Below are 18,775 nucleotides of genomic sequence, written 5' to 3'. Positions count from 1 at the left end.
CCACGGGCAGGGTTGCTCCAGCGATCACGACGGCTCCACCGACCGGGCCTGCGAGCGCGCGAGCGAGCGTGACGCCCTACGCAAGGGCGTGCCCGCCCCGAACGTGGTTCGTGCCCCCACCGGGGCGCCGCCGGCCTCGCCCGCTGCACCCGCTGCACCCGCGCCCTACAACGCGCCCGCTCCGCCGGCCCACCCGGGGGCGGGTACCGACACCGGTTCGATCGCCGCGGCCGGGCCGGGGCCCAACGCCTCGGGCACCTCCGGTTGGCGGGCCGCTGTTTCCCGTACGCGCCGGGGCGGCCATGCGCTGCGCGCAGCGATCAGCGCCGGGCTCGTCGCGGCCATCGCCTTGACCGTCCTCTTCGTCCCGCTGCTCTTCCCGCTCGATGAACAGGCCGTCCACCTGGCCGACAAATTGCGCGCCCCCTCGCTCGAACACCCCTTCGGCACCGACGATGTGGGCCGCGACCTGCTGTTGCGCTGCGTGTACGGGCTGCGCGTGTCGCTCCTGGTCGGCGTCGTGGCCGCCCTTGCCGCCACCGTGATTGGCACCGCCGTGGGCGCCCTCGCCGGAGCGCTCGGAGGCTGGGCCGACCGCCTGGTGATGCGGCTCGTGGACGTCTTCTCCTCGGTTCCGCATCTGCTGCTCGGCATCTTCATCGTGGCGATGTTCCGGCCCGGCGTCTGGCCGGTGGTGATCTCGGTGGGGCTCACCCACTGGCTGTCCACCGCCCGCATCGTCCGCGCCGAACTGCTGTCGCTACGCACCCGGCCCTATGTGGAGGCGGCCATCTCCGGCGGGGCGTCGCGGCTGCGTGTCGCCGTGCGCCACCTGCTGCCCGCGGTGTTGCCGCAGGCCGGGCTCGCCGCCGTGCTGATGGTGCCGCACGCCATCTGGCACGAATCCGCGCTCTCCTTCCTCGGCCTCGGCCTGCCCAGCCACGAGGCGAGCCTTGGCGCGATGGTGCAGAGCGCGCGGAGTTCGCTGCTCGCTGGCGACTGGTGGCCGACGCTCTTCCCCGGGTTGCTGATCATCATCCCCACGCTCGCCATCGCGGGCCTCGCCGGGGCCTGGCGAGAACGCATCAATCCGCGCCGCCGATCGGAGCTGACGCTGTGACAAGGCCCGACGAGCAGTCCCCAGTCCTCGCCGTGACCGGTCTTTCGGTCCGCTTCCGGATGCGCGGCGGCCAGTACATCGCTGCCGTATCCGATGCCACCTTCGAGCTGCGGCCCGGCGAATGCCTGGCCCTGGTGGGGGAGAGCGGCTGCGGCAAGTCCGTACTGGCTTCCGCCCTGCTGGGACTGCTGCCGGGCAACGCCGAGACGGCCGGTACCGCCCACCTCGGCGGCCCGGCCGGTACGGAGCCGGTCGAGCTTTTGACCGCCGGTGAACAGGTGCTGTCCCGCACCATCCGCGGCCGGCGGGTCGGCCTCATCCCGCAGAGCCCAGCCGCCCACCTCACACCGGTTCGCACCGTGCGCGCCCAACTGGAGGAGACGGTGCGGGAGTTGACTCGTATCCGCCGCCCGCGACTACGCCGCGCGGCCGAGACGGCAGCCGAGCGGGCCGCGTTCCCAGCCGATCACCTCGATCGCTATCCGCACCAGCTCTCCGGCGGCCTGGCCCAACGCGCAGCGACCGCCCTCGCACTGGTCGGCGACGCCGCGCTGCTGCTTGCGGACGAGCCGACCACTGGCCTTGACCGCGACCTCGTGGAGCACACGGTGGACGAACTCCGCCGCCATATCTCCCCGACTCCCGCACGCGCCCCGACCCCCGCACCCGTCCAGGACCCGGCATGCGCGTCGAACGCTGCGCCTGACGCGGACGCTGCGACCGCCGCAGGCCCTGCGACCAGCCCGGGCCCGGCCGCCGGAACAGGCGCGCGCGACACGGCCATGAGCAGTGACCGAGGTGCCGACCCTGCCGCGGACACAGTCTCCAGGCCCGTGCCGCAGGCCCGCGCGCTGCTGATGATCACCCATGACCTGGCCGCCGCGCAGCGCGTCGCCGATCGCGTCGCCGTGATGTATGCGGGCCGGATCGTGGAGCTTTCCGACGCACGCGACTTCTTCGGCGCCCCCGGCCCCCGCCACCCCTACGCCCGGCGGTTGCTCGATGCCCTGCCCGAGCGCTCGTTTACGCCGATCGCCGGCATGCCCCCGGAGCTCGGCCACCTCCCACCCGGCTGTTCCTTCGCACCCCGCTGCGACCAGGCGAACGACCAGTGCGCCACCCTCCCGACGCTCACCGACGGCGTGGCCTGCCATCACGCGCCGCCGCCCGCCTACCGCGCGCCCCTGGCCGGCCCCGGGCAACGAGCCGAGGCCGGCCCCGCGAGCGCCCCGTGCTCCGTCGCAGACAAGCCGCGTGCCACACTCCCCGACGACGGCGGACCGGGCACCATCGCATCCGATTCTGGACCGCGTACCAACGAGGCCCACCATGCTTGAGCTCCGCGACATCACGGCCGGATATGAACGGCGTTCCCCGGTGGTACGAGGGGTCTCGCTGCGCATCGCGGACGGAGAAGCATTGGGGCTGCTCGGGCCCAGCGGCTGCGGCAAGTCCACGCTGGCCCGAGTCGCCGCCCTGCTGCACCGGCCCCTCGCGGGCCAGGTCATCCTCGACGGCGATCGGGCGCGTGGTTGGCGGCACCGGGCCCCCCGCGCCCAACGCACCGCGTACGGCGTCATCTTCCAGCAGCCGCGCTTGTCCGCCGATCCACGGCTGGCGCTCGCCGACCTGATAGCAGAGCCGTTGCGTGCCACGGGGCACGGCAGCGAAGCGACCACGCGCACCGCCGAGTTGGCGCGTCGAGTCGGTCTCGGTGCCGACCTTCTCGACCGTCGCCCGCACGAGGTCAGCGACGGGCAGTTGCAGCGCGCCTGCCTGGCCCGTGCCCTTGCGCTGAGCCCGCGCTGGCTGATTTGTGATGAGATGACGGCGATGCTGGATGCTTCGACCACCGCCGCCCTGGTGCATGTGGTGGAGGAGTACCGGCGCGAGAGCGGCGCCGGGTTGCTGGCCGTTGGCCACGACCGCACGCTGCTCACCCGCTGGTGTGACCGCACGGTCGGTTGGGCCGAGTTGACGAGTTAGGCCCAACTCATGATCATCCACAGACCTGCCGCGCCTGGCCTGGCTCCTCGTGCCCGCCCCAAGGTGCCGGGCGCCGCGCTCCGCGGGTCGAACCGGCGAACGACACTCGTATGGAGCACATCTACGTTTCTTAGGGCGTAACCGGCATAGGGGAAACTATCGACTGATCGTCGCCCGGTCGATCAGCCCATGTGCCGACATGCTCTGGAGCGCCGTGGTCATCTCGATTTCCGTCCTCCTGTTGCTCATTGTCCTCACGGTGACCTTCCTCCGTGGTGGGAACCTGCGGGTCTCACACGCCGTTGTCTGCGCCCTGTTGGGCTTCTATCTCGCGAGCAGCAGCATGGCGCCCTCCATCAACGAAGGGCTGACGACCACGGCCGAGTTCGTCAACAGCGTGCAGCCGTAGCGGACCGGCATCATCCACCGGTCCGCTACGGCTACGTCATCGGGTGCGGTTGCCTCAGCGGCCGATCTCGACGTCCTCCAAGATGCCGAGCGCGTCCGGGACCAGGACGGCAGCGGAGTAGTAGGCGCTGACGAGATAGGAGGAGACGGCCTGCTCGTTGATGCCCATGAACCGGACGTTGAGGCTCGGCTGATACTCATCCGGAATGCCGGTCTGATGCAGTCCGACCACGCCCTGATCGGCCTCACCGGTGCGCATGGCGAGGATCGAGCTGGTGCCGGTGTTGCTGATCGGAATCTTGTTGCAGGGCAGGAGCGGCACCCCGCGCCAAGCCCGCACCGTGGAGCCCATGAAGTCGATGCCCTGCGGATACAGTCCGCGGCTGCTGCACTCCCGACCGAACGCTGCGATGGTGCGCGGGTTCGCCAGCAGGTACTGCGTCTTACGGCGCCGTGACAGCAGCTCGTCGAGGTCGTCGGGGGTCGGCGGGCCGGTGCGGGTGTGGATGCGCTGGGTGAGGTCGGCGTTGTGGAGCAGGCCGAAGTCGCGGTTGTTGACCATCTCGTGCTCTTGGCGTTCGCGGAGCGCCTCGACGGTGAGTCGCAGTTGTTCCTCGACCTGGTTCATCGGCTCGTTGTAGAGGTCGGCCACCCGGGTGTGCACGCGCAGCACGGTCTGAGCGACGCTGAGCTCGTACTCCCTGGGCGCCAGCTCGTAGTCCACGAAGGTGCCGTCAAGTACCGGCTCACCGATGTGCCCCGAGGCCACCGCAATGTTGGCCTCTCCGCGCTTGTTGGTGGGCAGTTCGGGCCGGGCTGCGAACGCTTCGGTGTGCGCAGAGAGCGTGGAATGCCGCTCGGCGATGGTCTGGAAGGTCTGCCGAGGCAAGGTGAGCACGGTGCACCGGGTGACGGCCTTAACGGTGTACTCCCAGATGGCGTCCGCGTCCAACGGGGTGCGCTCCCCGAAGTAATCGCCATCGGCGAGCACGCCGAGCACGGTCTCATCGCCGTACTTGCCGGTGCCGATCTTATTGAGCTTGCCGTGCGCGATCAGCACCACCTGGTCCGCACGCTGGCCGGCCTCTACCAGCACGCTGCCCGCGTCGAACTCCTGCTGCTCAAAGCCCCCGGCCAGCGCTTCAAGCGCCGAGGCATCCGCAAAGCTGCGCAGTAGCGGCAACTCGCCCAGCTCCGCCGGAATGACCCGAACCTCGGCCCCCGTGGTGATGAACTCGACCCGGCCATCCCCCACGGTGTGCGTCAGCCGCCGGTTCACCCGGTACGTACCAGCCTGGACCTGAACCCACGGCAGCACCCGCAGCAGCCACCGCGACGAGATGGCCTGCATCTGTGGGACGGACTTGGTCGTCGTGGCCAGATTACGTGCGGCTGCCGTGCCCAAGCTGAGCTGCTGCTCACCCTCGGAGGCCGGACCCGATTCCACGGAAGTCGTCATATGTGAAACAACCTTTCTTTAACGACGTACGATTGCGCATAAAACCGCTCGCGATGGTGCGGCGAGCGGGTCAGCGGCCGATTTCTACGTCTTCAAGGATGCCGAGCGCGTCGGGCACGAGGACGGCAGCGGAGTAGTAGGCGCTGACGAGATACGACATGATGGCCTGCTCGCTGATGCCCATGAAGCGGACCGAAAGGCCTGGCTGGAATTCATCGGGCAAGGCGGTGGGCTGGAGCCCGATCACACCCTGCCTCTCCTGGCCGGTGCGCATCACGAGGATCGAGGTTGTGCCGCTGTCGCTGACCCCGATCTTGTTGCAGGGGAGTACGGGAACCCCCCGCCAGGCCGGCACGGCGTGGCCGCAGTAGTCGATGCTCTGCGGATAGATGCCCCGCGCATTGAATTGCCGGGCCATGGCTGCGATGGCCCGAGGATGGGCCAGGATGACGCTCGGGTCCTTCCACACGGTGGCCAGCAGCTCGTCGAGGTCGTCGGGGGTTGGCGGGCCGGTGCGGGTGTGGATGCGCTGGGTGAGGTCGGCGTTGTGGAGCAGGCCGAAGTCGCGGTTGTTGACCATCTCGTGCTCTTGGCGTTCGCGGAGCGCTTCGATGGTGAGCCGCAGTTGTTCCTCGACCTGGTTCATCGGATCGTTGTAGAGGTCGGCCACCCGGGTGTGCACGCGCAGCACGGTCTGGGCGACGCTGAGTGGATGCTCCCTGGGCGCCAGCTCGTAGTCCACGAAGGTGCCGTCTAGCACCGGCTCACCGATGTGGCCAGCGGAGACTGCGACCTCTGCCTCCCCCTGTGCGTTTCGCGGCAGTTGGCCCTCGTGTAGAAAGCGCTCGATGTGGGCGCTCAGCTCTGCGTCGTCGCTGACGACGCGCTGAAACGATTCCCGAGTCAGGGTCAGCACGGTGCCGCTGGTCAGCGCCTTGAGCGTGTACGGCCAATCCTGGTCGGGCCCCACCAGCGCATCGGCGCCCACGTGGTCGCCATCGGCGACCACGCCAAGGACGACATCGTCGCCGTACTTGCCGGTGCCGATCTTGTTCAGCTTGCCGTGCGCGATCAGCACCACCTGGTCCGCACGCTGGCCGGCCTCGACCAGGACATCGCCCGGCGCGAAGTCGCGCTGACTGAAGCGATCGGCGAGCGTAGTGAGTGCGGCGTCCGCGGTCACATCGCGCAGTAGTGATAATTCGCGCAACTCGGGCGGAATGACCCGAACCTCGGCGCCGGTGGTGGAAAACGTGATACGGCCGTCCCCGACCGTATAGCTGAGCCTTCGGTTAACTCGGTAGGTACCGCTGGACACGGAAACCCATGGCAGCACCCGCAGCAACCACCGCGAGGTGATTCCCTGCATTTGCGGAACTGTTTTGGTCGTCGTGGCGAGTTGCCGTGCGGCTGCCGTACTCAGGCTCAGTCGTGATGGCTGCCCCTCGGCTTCCGCCGAACTCGATTCCACTGACGTTGTCATCGTAAATGCCCACCCAACCCCGATATGAACACGCGGAAAGATAATCCGCTCAGCGCCTCCGAAGATACCAGTGCGCAATAGGGGCTGTATTCACTCGAAAGAGTGGCATAGGGGAATCGGTTAAATTCTGGTAAATACTCCGATCCCGTTGGGCACCGGGCGTTCGCCGCCCCCGGACGGGTTGTTGCGCACCGTTGGCTGTGGTGCACCCGGCTCACGCGTCACCATGGTCGATGAGCCCCCGCCGTCGAGGTTCACCGCGTCATCGGCGCCCAACTCCAGCATCAGGCCCGCCAACTCAGCGATGGTCAACCCGGAGCGATACTGCGGACGGCCGTCCAGGGACAGCAAGTACATATGCCGCCCACCCTCCCCGATGCCCGCGGCCGAACGCACGGCGGGCGTGGCGGCGTCCAAGCCGTCTAGGGGACGATGCCCGCGCGCGATCGGATATCCGCCCACCGCGAAGGCCACCGGGCCGGGGCGGCTGGCCTCCAGCGCGTGCCGTACCGACACTCGGTCGCCCACCCGCAGCCCGCGCAATGACGCGGCGCCCGCCTCACGCCCCACCAGCACTACGGAATCCCGGGCCACCGGGCCGCGCCCCGGCGTGGGTGACACCTCACTCACCCGGCCCTTACGCACCGTCACCTCGTAGGTCTCTTGGCTGCAAGGTGCCGCACGGTTGGTGTCGGTGCCGCACGTCGCGCGGACTCGCGAGGTCTGACCCCACGCCGCGGTGTACGCCCCGATGCCGCCCTCCGCCAGCGCGTACTGATTGAGGCCACGCAGCGCCAGCGAGCCCCGCGGCGTACGTACCGTGCCGTGCAGTTGCAACCGGTCCAGCCGCGCGGTGCGGTTTTGGCCCACCGCGATGACGTCCTCGGTGCCGGTGCCCGGCGGCAGCTTGGGACCGAACCGCTGGCCTTGCGGCACGGCACCCTTGAGCCGGTGGCCGGCCGCGATGGCGGGCCCCACCGGGGCGCCGGTGGCCTCCACGCCCGGATGCTGGGTCTCGCTGATGTTGAAGAAGTCGCCGTTGACCGCGGCCATCGCACCTCGATCACCCGCCAGTTGAGATAGGGGCGCCCGCGCGCCCACCGCTCCTGGATAGACCAGGTCGAGCGAGAGCCCCGGCGTCCGCAGATCGATCGAGAGCAGGTGCCCGTAGGCGGTGCCGTGAGAGGAGGGCACCGAAAATTCCCGATACTCCACCCCCGGCGCGAGAGACGCGCGATGGGTGACGTGCGGGGCGGCGTCGGCTCCGCTCGCCGCTGGCGCGGTGACCAAGCCGCCGCCGATCAGGGCCGCCCACGCGACCACCACCCCAAGTGCCGCCCGCGCACGGTTCGCCCGTACCGTCACCTTTCCTCCACTCCCCGCATCGGCTGCTGGCTGCTGGCTGCTGACTGCTGACTGCTTCGAAAGGCTTCCCCTCGCGGTGGTCCAGGCACCCGGAACGTCAGGGAAATGGCTGACGACCACCTGCGGAACTCTCCGCGCGTCCCTGCCCATGGGCCCCGTGGCCCTCGATACTCACTGGCGTCCGTCGTGCATGTCCGGCCCTCGCGCCGGGACGAGAAGTAGGAGGCCCCCATGGTCCACAGCACCCGCAGAGCCTTCGTCGTCACCATCGGAGCCGCCCTGGCAGGCGGTGTCGCCGCCCCCGCGTACGCGCAGGCACGCGGTGGCCATCCGGGCGGCGCAGGCGTGTCCCCGTTGCGCCAGGCGCACGCGCACAACGATTACGAGCACGCCCGTCCGCTCCACGATGCGCTCTCGCACGGTTTTACCAGTGTCGAGGCCGACATCTGGCTCGTGGACGGTCAACTCCTGGTCGCGCATGACGAGGTGGACCTCGACCCGACGCGTACCTTGGAGCGGCTCTACTTGGACCCGCTGCTGCGCCGGGTGCGGGCCAACGGCGGCCGGGTGTACCGAGGTCACCGCCTGCCGTTGCAACTGCTGATCGACATCAAGAACCAGGGCGACGCCACCTACCGGGTCCTGTCCAAGCGACTGCACCGCTACCGCTCCATGCTCAGCTTCACCGCAGGTGGCCGGGTCTTCGAGGGCGCGGTTACCCCGGTCATCTCCGGCGACCGAGCCGCGCGGCCCGCCATGGAGGCCGAGCGCGTACGGCACGCCTTCTACGACGGGCGCCTGGATGACCTCGGCACCGGGGTGCCTGCCTCCTTCATCCCGCTGATCAGCAGCAACTGGACGCAGAGCTTCACCTGGCAGGGCGTAGGCGCCATGCCCGTACACGAGCGTGCGCGACTGCGACAGCTCGTGGACGCTGCTCACGCCCAGCGGCAGCGAGTGCGTTTTTGGGCCACGCCCGACCTGCCGGGCCCGGCCAGGGAAGCGGTTTGGCGCGAGTTGTTCGCGGCGGGCGTGGATCACCTCAACACGGATGACCTGCCCGGCCTTGAGGCGTTCTTGCGCGCGGCGCGCTGAGGCGGCCCGCGCGGCGCGCGTGTGTGGACGCAAGCGCCGGGCTGGCGGCGCATACCGGACATGTCTGTGGTCATGGACTCATCGTATGATCACCGACAGCGGCTTTCCGGTAACGCCCACCGCGCGCGTCGTGCGGTGCCCCGGGCCCCCGCAGACGGTTACTGCGGTACGCGACTCACCCGTACCGTCGGTGGGGCCGCGACGGTACGGGTCGTACGGGCGCGGGTGATACGTGAGGTAGGGGCGGAGCTGAAGACGCGCGCGGTGCGGGCGATATGACAGGTGTAGGCGTTTTGTGCGAGGTCGCAGGGATACTCACTGGCGTCCGGCGGGCTGGTCGCGCATGCTGACCGCCATGCAGATCAGAGACGCGACCACCGGGGATTGGGCAGCCATCTGGCCGTTCCTGCACGAGATCGTTGCCGCGGGGGAGACGTACACCTGGGACCTGGACACCAGTGAGGACCGGGCGCGGGAGATGTGGATGCTCGCACCACCGAGCCGCACGGTGGTCGCCGTGGACGATGACGACACGGTACTTGGCACCGCGAAGATGAACCCGAACCACATGGGCCCCGCCGCACACATCGCCAGCGCCAGCTTCATGGTCGCGCCCGAGCACGCCGGGCGCGGTGTCGGCCGGGCGCTGGGCGGCTACGCCTTGGACTGGGCCCGTTCCGAGGGCTACCGGGCGATGCAGTTCAACGCCGTGGTGGAGACCAACACCCGGGCCGTCGCCCTATGGCGCTCGCTGGGTTTCGAGATCATCGGGACCCTGCCCGCCGGGTACCAGCACGCGACCAAGGGCTTCGTCGGGCTGCACATCATGCACCGGCTTCTCTGAGCGGTACGCGGATGAAGGTGGCCTGCTGAGCGGGCTGACGCCCCGGGCGGGCAGGCGCGCGGATGCCGGCCCGGCGCGTGATGCTGGCCGGGCCCCGCCGCCCCGCGGTGTTTACCCGTCCCGATGCCTCAGCCGGACCCGAGCAACGCCCCGGCGCTTGAGAGCGTCGTCGCGATGCGGCCAAGCGCCGCGTCATCGCGCGGCACCGCGTCATACGACGGCCCATCGGCCGTCGCCCAGCGGCGGGCCACCGCGCCCGGTTCCGCACCGAGCAGCAGGCCGGCGGCTTGTGCCGCGGCGCCAAGCGCCACCAACTCCCGGGCGCGCGGCACTCGAAGGGGACGGCCGCTGAGCCGCTGGATGGTCGCGCGCCACGCGGCGCCCTGCGCGCCGCCGCCGATCAGCAGCAGCGGGGACAGCGGGTCCGCGTCCGGGCCGACGACCTTCTCCAGCGCCGCGAGCAGCGCGTACCCGGCCCCGTCGTACGCGGCCTGCAACACCTGGCCCGCGCTCGTGTCATGGCGCAGCCCATGCAGCATCCCGGTGGCCGCCGGCATATGCGGGGTGCGCTCGCCGTCGAGGAAGGGCAGCACGGTCACCGTGCCCCCCGGCTCCACCGCCTCCCGGTCGCGACCGAGCAGCGCCGCGATCCGGTCCACCGCCAACGTGCAGTTGAGCGTGCAGGCCAGCGGCAGCCAGGCGCCCTGCGCATCGGCGAACCCCGACACCGTCCCACTGGGATCGGTGGGGCGTTCGAAGGAGACGGCGTACACCGTGCCGGACGTACCGAGGCTGACGACCGGCTGCCCGGGGCGCAGCCCCAGGCCAAGGGCCGCTGCCATGTTGTCGCCAGTGCCACTGGCGACCAGCGTGCCGGGGGCGAGCGGCAACTCGGGCCGTGGGCGTACGGTCCCCGCCGCCTCGCCCGGCCGCAGCACCCTGGGCAGCAGCGCGGGCGACAGTGCGACGTGGTTCAGCACCTGCTCGTCGTACGCCTGGCTCGCGGTGGCCCACCAGCCGGTACCCGACGCGTCACCGCGGTCGGTGACGCCCGCCTCGGTGAGCCGCTCGGTGAGGTAGTCATGCGGCAGCCGCACCGCCGCCGTCGCGCGCGCCGCCTGGGGCTCGCTTACGCGAAGCCACGCCCACTTGGTCACCGTGAAGGACGGCGCCGGTACGCTGCCCAGCCGCTGCGCCCAGGACTGCGGCCCGCCGAGATCAGTGACCAGCCGGTCCCGCTGCGGGGCCGAGCGAACGTCGTTCCACAGCAGAGCGGGCCGCACCGGTTCGCCGCCCGCGTCCAGCGTGACCAGTCCATGCTGCTGCGCGCAGACGGAGATGGCCGCTGCCTGTCGGGCATAGGGGCCGCACTGTTCCAGCGCATCGCACAGCGCTGTCCACCACTGCCGTGGGTCGCTCTCCCTGGCTCCACCCGAGCTGACGGTGTGCCGGGACTGGCCGCGCGCGAGCACCGCGCCGGTCGCGGCGTCCACCGCGAGCACCTTCGTGGACTGCGTGGAGCTGTCCACGCCGATGACGAGCGGTCCCTCCGGTACGGCGGCCACGGTCATGCGCTCTCCTTCAGCCCGGCTGTGCGCGTCCCTACCCTGTGGATGACCACGCATCGTAGTTCGCCAGGACCACGCGGAAAACGCTGCCGCGGGCTGTCCTGCGCCCATTGCGGGGCGTGCCGGGCCCCTCCCGCGCGAGCGGTTCAGGCGTCCGGAACCGCCTGGATGTCGAGTTCGACGCGGATGGTCGCGCCGACTACCGCGATCCCCCGGGAGAGCATGGTGCGCCAGTCAAGAGTGAAGTCCTCCCGGTGCAACTCGGCCGCTGCGGTGCAGGCGGCCCTGGTCTCGCCGGATATGCCGGTGCCCAGGCCCAGGTAGCGAGTGTCGAGCGCGATGCTACGGCTGACGCCGTGCAGGTTCAGGGCGCCCTGGACGGACCAGCGGGAGCCGCCGCGGTGCACGAAGCGGTCGCTGGCGAAGTGCATATGCGGATAGGTGGCGGCGTTGAGAAATTCGGCCGAACGTAGGTGTTCGTCTCGCTGCCGCACACCGGTGTCGATGCTCGCGGTGTCGATGGCCACCTCGATCCGGGAGTCCTCCATCCGCTCCCCGATCGCCATGGTCCCCTCGAACTGGTTGAACCGGCCGTGCACCGCGGCAAGGCCGATGTGCCGGGCCACGAAGCGGACCGCACTGTGGTCGGGGTCAAGACGCCACACGCCGGGCGTGGGCAGTGCGGGCTGTGGGGCGAGGTCCATCGCAATGGGCTCCAGCGCGGTGCGAAGCCCATCGGTCGCCGCGCAGTTGCGGCGCACGGGCTGGAAGCCCTCCGAGGTGACGGCGAGACCGTACGAGCCGGGTCGTACGGTCGCCGTGAACCGGCCGTTGGGATCGGTCTGTCCGCGCACCACTTCCTGCCCATGGGCGTCGCGAACGGAAACGTCGGCTCGATGGAGCGGAAGCCGAACGGGGTCGAGTACCACGCACTCCAGTGCCCCGGAGCCAGGTGGCAGTGGTGTGGCCTCCCTCCCCGTGGCGCGATGACGGCGGCGGAGCAGGGCAAATGCCATTCCCATGGCCTTTCTGGAGCAGTAAGTGATGGAAGGTAAGACCACCGCATTGTGTCACCGCTCAGGACAAGGTCGTGCAAGACCCCCATCACCATCGCAAACGCGGCGGCTCCGGTCGATGGACCGGAGCCGCCCGCCTTACCCTCTTGTCACCCTCCAGCCGCCGGCCCGGTCAGTCCTCGCCAAGCGCGCCGGCCAGCGCCGTCGCGGGGTCGCCTGCCGCGGGGCCGGCTGGGCACCAGTGGCCTCGCTCCTTGCGGTACGGCCACCAGCGGCCGTCTTGGCCGTATCGCAGTTGGGCGTCGGCGCCCACCACCGTCCACCGATTGCCGTCCGCGCGCAGGCGGGGCCGTTCCGGCTCCTCCCACGCCTGGGAGAGCTGCACACCGGCCCGTGCCAGCGCGTCCGGGCCGGGCGCCCATCGTTCGTCGAGTACGGCGAGTGCGTCGGGCCCGCCGTGTTCCCACGCCAGAGCGGCCCGGTCGAGGTCGGCCCGGCCTCGGCCGCAGCCCGCCGCGAGCCGGGCCACGATGGGTGCGGCGGGGTTGGCTGTGGCCAACCGCACCGCGTCCTGCCCTTCCGTCAACTCTTCTCGTACGGGCACCTGTTCGTGGCCCGGCGCCAGTGCCTGGGCCAGCAACCGATGGGCCCGCGCCGCGGCGTCGGCCGCCAAGAACTCCAGCGCGTCGGTGTCCAGCGGTCCTGCGACGCCGGGCGACGGCGTGCCCACGGTCGCCGCGTCACCGCCGAGCCGTGGCGGGCGTCCCGGCTCCGGCACCGGTGGTGGGGGCTCGGGCAGTGGCGGGATGGCCACCGCCATGGCGAACACCTCGCGCGCCGGGACAGTTTGGGGAGTGGGCGCAACGGCCGCGCGCCCCGGAGCGTGCGGTGCGGCACGCGCTGCGCTGCGCGCCTGGAGATCGTCGAGCAGGTCGCGCTCGCCTCGCCCGCGCAACAACAGCAACACGAACGGGTCCTGGTCGAGCAGCCGGGCAAGCTGATAGCACAGTGCGGAGGTGTGCGGACAGTGGTCCCATGCCTCGCAACCGCACTCGGGCTCCAAGTCGCCGATGCCGGGCAGCAGTTCCACGCCCGCCGCCGCCGCGTCCTCCACCAGGTGCGGCGGCATGTCGCGATCGAGCAGCGCGGCAATGTGCCCCGACTGATCGGCGACCATGTCAAGCAGCCGGTCCCACTCGGCCTCGGTCAGCTCGCGCAGCAGAACGTCGGAACGGTAGGGCGTGCCGTCCTGGCCCCGTACCACGGCGGTAATGCGCCCAGGGCGTACGCTCACCGCACCCACGGCGCCGTCCCTGGCGTGCTTGCGGCCCTTCTTGAGCTGCTGGTTGTCCAGGGCGGTGTCCTCAAGCGCCTTCAGCCACCGCTGGCCCCACCAGGTCTGAGCGAAGCCTCGGCCATGCGCCGGCGGCAATGCCGCGAAGGTGCGTTCCACGGCGTCGGGCCTGTTGCCGTGGGTGGGCCGGTGGTGGCCGGTTGCCGCGCCGCCGGCGTTCCCCTGTGCGCCGGGGCGGGAGGCGTGCGCATCTGCGTACGGGTCGCGGTGACGTTCGTCGCCCTGCTCACGGTCCGGGTCGTACGAGCGGTCCGAGTCGTACGGGTAGTCGGTGTGGGACATCACTTGGTCTCCCTCTGGCCCGCTGGCCGCAGTGCTACCAGTTCCGTCAGTTCCGCGTCGGACAGTTCGGTCAGTGCCACCTCACCCGAGCCGAGTACGGCGTCCGCCAACTCCCGCTTGCGCTCCAACATGGCGGCGATGCGGTCCTCCACCGTGCCCTCCGCGATGATGCGGTGCACCTGCACCGGCTGGGTCTGCCCGATGCGGTACGCGCGGTCGGTGGCCTGCGCCTCGACCGCCGGGTTCCACCATCGGTCGTAGTGCACGACATGCTCGGCCCTGGTGAGGTTGAGACCGGTGCCCGCCGCCTTCAAGGAGAGCAGGAATACCGGTGCCTCCCCATCCTGGAAGCGCTGCACCATCTGCTCGCGCCGCGCCACCGGGGTGCCGCCGTGTAGGAACTGGGTGGGCACTCCGCGCGCGGCCAGGTGGCGCTCAAGGAGCCGGGCCATCGCTACGTACTGGGTGAAGACCAGCACACTGGCGCCCTCGGCCAACACCGTGTCCAGGAGCTCGTCGAGCAACTCCAGCTTCCCCGAGCGGCCCTCGATGGATGGCGATTCCTCCTTGAGGAACTGCGCCGGGTGGTTGCAGATCTGCTTGAGCGAGGTCAGCAGTTTGAGGACCAGACCGCGGCGCGCGAAGGCATCCGCGGCGGCGATCTCGGCGAGCGTCTCGCGTACCACTGCCTCGTAGAGCCCGGCCTGTTCCCTGGTCAGCGACACCGCCCTGTCCGTCTCGGTCTTCGGCGGCAACTCCGGTGCGATCCCGGGGTCGGCCTTGCGGCGGCGAAGGAGGAAGGGGCGAACGAGTGCGCCGAGCCGTTCGGCCGCCGCCGGGTCACCGCCCTCCACTGCTCGCGCATAGCGGCTGCGGAAGCGTCCCAGTGAACCGAGGAGGCCAGGCGTGGTCCAGTCGAGGATCGCCCACAGCTCGGAGAGGTTGTTCTCCACCGGCGTTCCCGACAGCGCCACCCGTGCCTTTGCACCGATGCTGCGTAGTTCCTTGGCCGTCGAAGAATATGGATTCTTCACGTGCTGGGCCTCGTCGGCGACGACCATGCCCCAGCTCACCTGGGCCAGCCGGGCGGCGTCGCGGCGCATGGTGCCGTAGGTGGTGAGAACGAACTCGCCATCCGCGACGGTGTCAAGGTCGCGTACGGCGCCGTGGAAGCGCCGCACCACCGTGCCCGGCGCGAACCTCCCGATCTCCCGCTCCCAGTTGCCGAGCAGCGACGTCGGGCAGACCACGAGCGTGGGCCCGGCCGCTTCGGGCGCCGTCTGCCGGTGCAGATGCAGCGCGATCAGCGTGATGGTCTTGCCCAGGCCCATGTCGTCGGCGAGACAGCCGCCGAGCCCCAGCGAGGTCATTTGGTGGAGCCAGGCCAGGCCGCGGAGTTGGTAGTCGCGCAGCGTGGCGGTGAGCGCGGCGGGTTGCGCAACCGGTTCCGGACGGCCCTCGCTCGGTGTTCCGTCTGCGCTGTTCTCGGGGCGCGCCAGGCGGTCGCGTAGCGCCGCGAGCCAGCCACTGGCCTGCACCTCCACCTCGATGCCTGCGGCCTCGGCGCGCCCGGTGAGCGCGGCACTGAGCGCGGCGACCGGTGTGACCTTGTGGTCCTGCCGCTCGCGGGCGCGGCGCACGGTGGCGGGGTCGATGAGCACCCACTGGTCGCGAAGCCGGACCACCGGCCGGTTGGCCTCGGCGAGTTGGTTCAACTCCGCTCGGGTCAGCTCCATGTCGCCCACCGCGAACCGCCAACTGAAGGCCAGCAGCGCCTCGGCGGACAGGAACGCCGGAAGCCCGGAACCGCCCTGCGGCTCTTCGTCATCGGGCGGGCCGACCACGGCGCGGGTGGTGAGCTCTCGCGCCAACTCTCTTGGCCAGTGCACTCGTACGCCGGCGGCCTCCAGCGCCACCGTCGCATCGCCGAGGAGTTCACTGACCTCCTCGTCGGCGAGGTCGAGTGCGTCCGGCACCGCGGCGGAAAGCAGTGGCGCCAGTGGTGCCCAGGCGCGGGCCGCGCGGCGCAACGTCAGCAGTGCGTCCATCCGGGCCGCGGGTCCCAGCGCGGCGGCCACCTGGGTGTCACCCGCCCACACCTCGGCGGCGTCCGCGACCAGCGTGGGATCGGTGACGCTATGGAGTTGCAGGACGGCGCGGAAGCGCGCGCCCGCGCCCGCCCGCGCATCGTTGCCGGTCGCGTGGGCGTCCGCCAACGGCTCGCTCGTGCTTTCGTGGGCCGTGAGCCCAAGGATCTCCACCCGCAGCGAGAGTCGTACGCCTGCGTCATGCCCGGCGGCGACGCTCGCCGCCCACTCGCGTTGCTCGGGGAGGTGCACCGGGGCGGTGGCGGCGAAGGCGGGCCCACCGGTGACGAGCGCGGCGGCGGGGGAGCGCGGCAGGCCATCCGCGACAGCGTCGAGGAAGGAGCGCAGCAGGTGCTCGGGCTCTGCCAGGGGGAGGTCGCCCGCATCGGGGTACGTGGCGGGGTCGAAGTCGGTGTCGAGGCCCACGCCGACCAGTGGCGCGGCGTGTGCCGCCGGTGGCATGGCCGCGGCCAGTTCTCGTATCCGCAGCAGGTCCGCCTCATCGAGCGGGCCGACCCGCCAGGCGTCGTGATCGGTCCCGCTCAACCCGGGCAACAGCCGGCCCCGGGCGGCTAGTTGGAGGGCGAGGACTGCCGCGGAGCCCCAAAAGGCGGCGGCGGTTCCGGTGCGCGCTGACCTGGCGCGGGTGAGCGCGGGCAGCGCCACACGCACCGGCAGGACCGTGGCCCGCACGTGCAGGGCCGCAACGCCGGAGCCCTCCGCCACGACAACGGTCAGTTCCGCCGCGGAGTCGGGGCCCTGTGGCGGGGTGAGGTGATCGTCCGGCTGCCAGAAGGCGATCCGGCCGGTACGTGCGGGGTCGCCGGGGAGGAAGACGGCTGAGCAGCGGCCGAGCTGGGCCAAGTGTGCAGGTTGTGTGAAACGAAGCGAAGTTAGCGAGGAGGGCGAGGCGGGTGGCGTCACAGGCTACTGCATTCCTCAAACTTGACTAGTAGACGTCGGAGTCGCCGAGGGTAGCGGATGCTGCCTCCGCACGGGTGTCTGCGCGGAGTGATAAGCGCCACGTTGCAGCTTCGGGGCTCGCGGCCGGTACGCCCGCCTCAGCACGTACGAGCGTAGGAGGCGGGCCGTGCTGTCCTTCGTGGACTGCTTTTCGCGCGCGCGTACGCTATACCGAAGGTTTCCAGAACCGTCGAGGGGTGTGGCTAGCCCCCTGTCGCTTGCGGGACGTGGCCCCCGGGAGATCCGGGGGCTGTCTCCATAGCCACGGACGGCCCTCGCCGTTTACGTTTCCAAAGGTCAGGCCATGTGGTGGCACGGAGCCGCACGTGGACCGCCAATGGACACGGAGATGCCATGCCTCAGGCCACCGCCGCAGCCACCCTCGCACCACCTGGCGGCGACCTCGCCCCATCCTCGGGTAGCGACTTCGCCCCCCTGCTGCGCGAGGTGAAGGCTGCGGGCCTGCTCGGGCGGCGCACCGGCTGGTATATCGCGGGCATTGCGCTCAATTTGCTCGCACTCGCCGCCGTCGTGGCCGCGGTCGTTTTGGTCGGCGACTCTTGGTGGACCGTGGCGCTCGCCGTGCCCGCGGCCATATTCTGGGCCCGCACCTCCTTCGTCGGGCACGATGCCGGCCACGCACAGATCACCTCCGACCGTCGCATCAGTGCGCTGATCGGCCTGGTCCACGGCAATCTGCTGCTCGGCATGAGCCGCGCCTGGTGGAACGACAAGCACAACCGGCACCACGCCAACCCCAACCACATCGACAAGGACCCCGACGTCGCCGTCGGCGCGCTGGTGTGGACCCGGCACCAGGCCGCGCTCCGGCAGGGCTTCACCCGCTGGCTCACCCGCCACCAGGCCCGCCTCTTCTTCCCGATGCTGCTCCTTGAAGGGCTCAACCTCAAGGTTTCGGGCCTACGCGACCTGCGTCGGCAAACGCCGCGTGAGCGTGCCCTGGAAGCGCCCCTGTTGGTCGTGCACTACATCATGTACATCGGCTTCCTGCTGGCCGTTCTGTCGCCGGGTAAGGCCCTCGTCTTCGGCCTCGTCCACCACGCGCTCTTCGGCCTCTACCTGGGCATGGCCTTCGCTCCAGGCCACAAGGGCATGGAGATGCCCGACCCGCAGGGCGACCGCTGGGGCCACCTCAAGCGTCAGGTCGTCACCTCGCGCAACATCCGCGGTGGCCCGGCCACTGACTGGGCGCTGGGTGGCCTGAACTACCAAATCGAGCACCACCTGTTCCCCAGCATGGCGCGCCCCCACCTGCCGCTCGCCCAGCCGCTGGTCCGGGCCCACTGCGTCAGGCTCGGCCTTCCGTACACCGAGACCGGACTCATCGACTCGTACGTATGGGCGCTACGTCATATGCACGATGTGGGGGCCCCGCTGCGATCAGGTGTGGAACCTGCGGCGAGTGGCACCCGTTAGACAGATGCGAGAGCGGCCCACCGTGTTGCAGGAGGAGGCGGAAAGCGATGTCGAACCGTGCGAAGGTAGCCGTCGGCGGAGTGATCACCGGGTTGGTGCTGCTGATGCTGCTGCCCAACTGGCTAGCGCTCCTTGTCATGATCGGCGTTCCGGCCGGTGCGTATCTGTTGCTTGACTCCTCGCAACGCAGTCGGCTGCGCCGAGTCTCCCGCAAGCAACTGGGCCGCTGATCGGCGCGACGTCCGTCCAAAGGCCGGGTGGGGGCGGGCTGCCGCGCGGCGGTCGGTGAGAGGGTGCCTGGCGCGAGC

The 18,775-nt window shown here is 70.4% G+C and carries 15 protein-coding genes; 8 read left to right on the top strand and 7 right to left on the bottom strand.

Going from position 1 to position 18,775, the window contains the following annotated elements; all coding sequences use genetic code 11:
- Positions 1-307 precede the first annotated feature (307 nt).
- From FHS42_RS23330 to FHS42_RS23315, 4 genes are all read left to right on the top strand, one after another.
- Positions 308-1,120 carry an ABC transporter permease gene (locus FHS42_RS23330; RefSeq protein ID WP_221476805.1) on the top strand — a complete coding sequence of 271 codons (813 nt, stop codon included), beginning with the start codon at positions 308-310 and terminating at the stop codon, positions 1,118-1,120.
- A complete protein-coding gene (locus FHS42_RS23325) occupies positions 1,117-2,457 on the top strand; it encodes an ABC transporter ATP-binding protein (protein WP_376772679.1) in 1,341 nt (446 codons plus the stop codon). Before FHS42_RS23330 ends, FHS42_RS23325 begins: the two co-directional genes overlap by 4 nt.
- Complete coding sequence (locus FHS42_RS23320) at positions 2,450-3,106, top strand: ABC transporter ATP-binding protein (RefSeq protein ID WP_184575043.1); 657 nt, start codon at positions 2,450-2,452, stop codon at positions 3,104-3,106. Before FHS42_RS23325 ends, FHS42_RS23320 begins: the two co-directional genes overlap by 8 nt.
- 214 nt (positions 3,107-3,320) lie before the next feature.
- A complete protein-coding gene (locus FHS42_RS23315; protein ID WP_184575298.1) occupies positions 3,321-3,515 on the top strand; it encodes a hypothetical protein in 195 nt (64 codons plus the stop codon).
- A 54-nt stretch (positions 3,516-3,569) separates the two neighbouring features.
- On the opposite strand, the gene FHS42_RS23310 is transcribed toward FHS42_RS23315, so the two are convergent.
- The 3 genes from FHS42_RS23310 to FHS42_RS23300 all read right to left on the bottom strand — a co-directional run bounded on the left by FHS42_RS23310 (position 3,570) and on the right by FHS42_RS23300 (position 7,821).
- Positions 3,570-4,973 (bottom strand): family 2B encapsulin nanocompartment shell protein, encoded by a 1,404-nt coding sequence (locus tag FHS42_RS23310; protein ID WP_184575041.1) that lies wholly within the window; start codon positions 4,971-4,973, stop codon positions 3,570-3,572.
- Between the two features lie 70 nt (positions 4,974-5,043).
- Positions 5,044-6,456: a family 2B encapsulin nanocompartment shell protein gene (locus FHS42_RS23305; RefSeq protein ID WP_184575039.1), complete on the bottom strand. Its 1,413-nt coding sequence runs from the start codon at positions 6,454-6,456 to the stop codon at positions 5,044-5,046.
- Between the two features lie 120 nt (positions 6,457-6,576).
- Positions 6,577-7,821: a phosphodiester glycosidase family protein gene (locus tag FHS42_RS23300; protein WP_312867004.1), complete on the bottom strand. Its 1,245-nt coding sequence runs from the start codon at positions 7,819-7,821 to the stop codon at positions 6,577-6,579.
- 231 nt (positions 7,822-8,052) lie between these two features.
- Between FHS42_RS23300 and FHS42_RS23295 the strand changes: the two genes are divergently transcribed.
- Positions 8,053-8,916, top strand: coding sequence for a phosphatidylinositol-specific phospholipase C/glycerophosphodiester phosphodiesterase family protein (locus tag FHS42_RS23295; RefSeq protein WP_184575035.1), 864 nt, complete (start codon positions 8,053-8,055; stop codon positions 8,914-8,916).
- 355 nt (positions 8,917-9,271) lie between these two features.
- A complete protein-coding gene (locus FHS42_RS23290) occupies positions 9,272-9,760 on the top strand; it encodes a GNAT family N-acetyltransferase (protein ID WP_184575033.1) in 489 nt (162 codons plus the stop codon).
- 128 nt (positions 9,761-9,888) lie between these two features.
- Here the strand turns inward: FHS42_RS23290 and xylB are convergent, their stop codons facing one another.
- The 4 genes from xylB to FHS42_RS23270 all read right to left on the bottom strand — a co-directional run bounded on the left by xylB (position 9,889) and on the right by FHS42_RS23270 (position 16,991).
- Entirely contained in the window at positions 9,889-11,331 is a 1,443-nt protein-coding gene (gene xylB / locus FHS42_RS23285) for a xylulokinase (protein ID WP_184575031.1), read from the bottom strand.
- 143 nt (positions 11,332-11,474) lie between these two features.
- Positions 11,475-12,344 carry a YceI family protein gene (locus FHS42_RS23280; RefSeq protein ID WP_184575296.1) on the bottom strand — a complete coding sequence of 290 codons (870 nt, stop codon included), beginning with the start codon at positions 12,342-12,344 and terminating at the stop codon, positions 11,475-11,477.
- A 172-nt stretch (positions 12,345-12,516) separates the two neighbouring features.
- Positions 12,517-13,980: an SWIM zinc finger family protein gene (locus FHS42_RS23275; RefSeq protein ID WP_246495280.1), complete on the bottom strand. Its 1,464-nt coding sequence runs from the start codon at positions 13,978-13,980 to the stop codon at positions 12,517-12,519.
- Positions 13,980-16,991 (bottom strand): SCO1167/SCO6262 family helicase, encoded by a 3,012-nt coding sequence (locus FHS42_RS23270; RefSeq protein ID WP_184575029.1) that lies wholly within the window; start codon positions 16,989-16,991, stop codon positions 13,980-13,982. The genes FHS42_RS23275 and FHS42_RS23270 overlap by 1 nt, the downstream gene beginning before the upstream one ends.
- A 393-nt stretch (positions 16,992-17,384) precedes the next feature.
- Here FHS42_RS23270 and FHS42_RS23265 point away from each other — a divergent pair, with 393 nt between their 5' ends.
- Both FHS42_RS23265 and FHS42_RS23260 read left to right on the top strand, forming a co-directional pair.
- Positions 17,385-18,467: a fatty acid desaturase family protein gene (locus FHS42_RS23265; protein WP_184575027.1), complete on the top strand. Its 1,083-nt coding sequence runs from the start codon at positions 17,385-17,387 to the stop codon at positions 18,465-18,467.
- Positions 18,468-18,514: 47 nt separating this feature from the next.
- A complete protein-coding gene (locus FHS42_RS23260) occupies positions 18,515-18,697 on the top strand; it encodes a tail-anchor membrane protein (protein WP_184575025.1) in 183 nt (60 codons plus the stop codon).
- The last annotated feature ends 78 nt before the right edge of the window (positions 18,698-18,775 follow it).

This window comes from Streptomyces zagrosensis, assembly GCF_014203645.1.
Classification (GTDB): domain Bacteria; phylum Actinomycetota; class Actinomycetes; order Streptomycetales; family Streptomycetaceae; genus Streptomyces; species Streptomyces zagrosensis.
The sequence above is the reverse complement of the archived record's forward strand: the minus strand, read 5'-3'. Positions and strand labels throughout refer to the sequence as shown.

Excerpts from the sequence above, each read along its gene's own strand:
- FHS42_RS23320 (WP_184575043.1), top strand. The coding sequence starts at position 2,450 with ATGCTTGAGCTCCGCGACATCACGGCCGGATATGAACGGCGTTCCCCG.
- FHS42_RS23290 (WP_184575033.1), top strand. The coding sequence starts at position 9,272 with ATGCAGATCAGAGACGCGACCACCGGGGATTGGGCAGCCATCTGGCCG.
- FHS42_RS23295 (WP_184575035.1), top strand. The coding sequence starts at position 8,053 with ATGGTCCACAGCACCCGCAGAGCCTTCGTCGTCACCATCGGAGCCGCC.
- FHS42_RS23305 (WP_184575039.1), bottom strand. The coding sequence starts at position 6,456 with ATGACAACGTCAGTGGAATCGAGTTCGGCGGAAGCCGAGGGGCAGCCA.
- FHS42_RS23265 (WP_184575027.1), top strand. The coding sequence starts at position 17,385 with ATGCCTCAGGCCACCGCCGCAGCCACCCTCGCACCACCTGGCGGCGAC.
- xylB (WP_184575031.1), bottom strand. The coding sequence starts at position 11,331 with ATGACCGTGGCCGCCGTACCGGAGGGACCGCTCGTCATCGGCGTGGAC.
- FHS42_RS23275 (WP_246495280.1), bottom strand. The coding sequence starts at position 13,980 with ATGTCCCACACCGACTACCCGTACGACTCGGACCGCTCGTACGACCCG.
- FHS42_RS23310 (WP_184575041.1), bottom strand. The coding sequence starts at position 4,973 with ATGACGACTTCCGTGGAATCGGGTCCGGCCTCCGAGGGTGAGCAGCAG.
- FHS42_RS23260 (WP_184575025.1), top strand. The coding sequence starts at position 18,515 with ATGTCGAACCGTGCGAAGGTAGCCGTCGGCGGAGTGATCACCGGGTTG.
- FHS42_RS23280 (WP_184575296.1), bottom strand. The coding sequence starts at position 12,344 with ATGGCATTTGCCCTGCTCCGCCGCCGTCATCGCGCCACGGGGAGGGAG.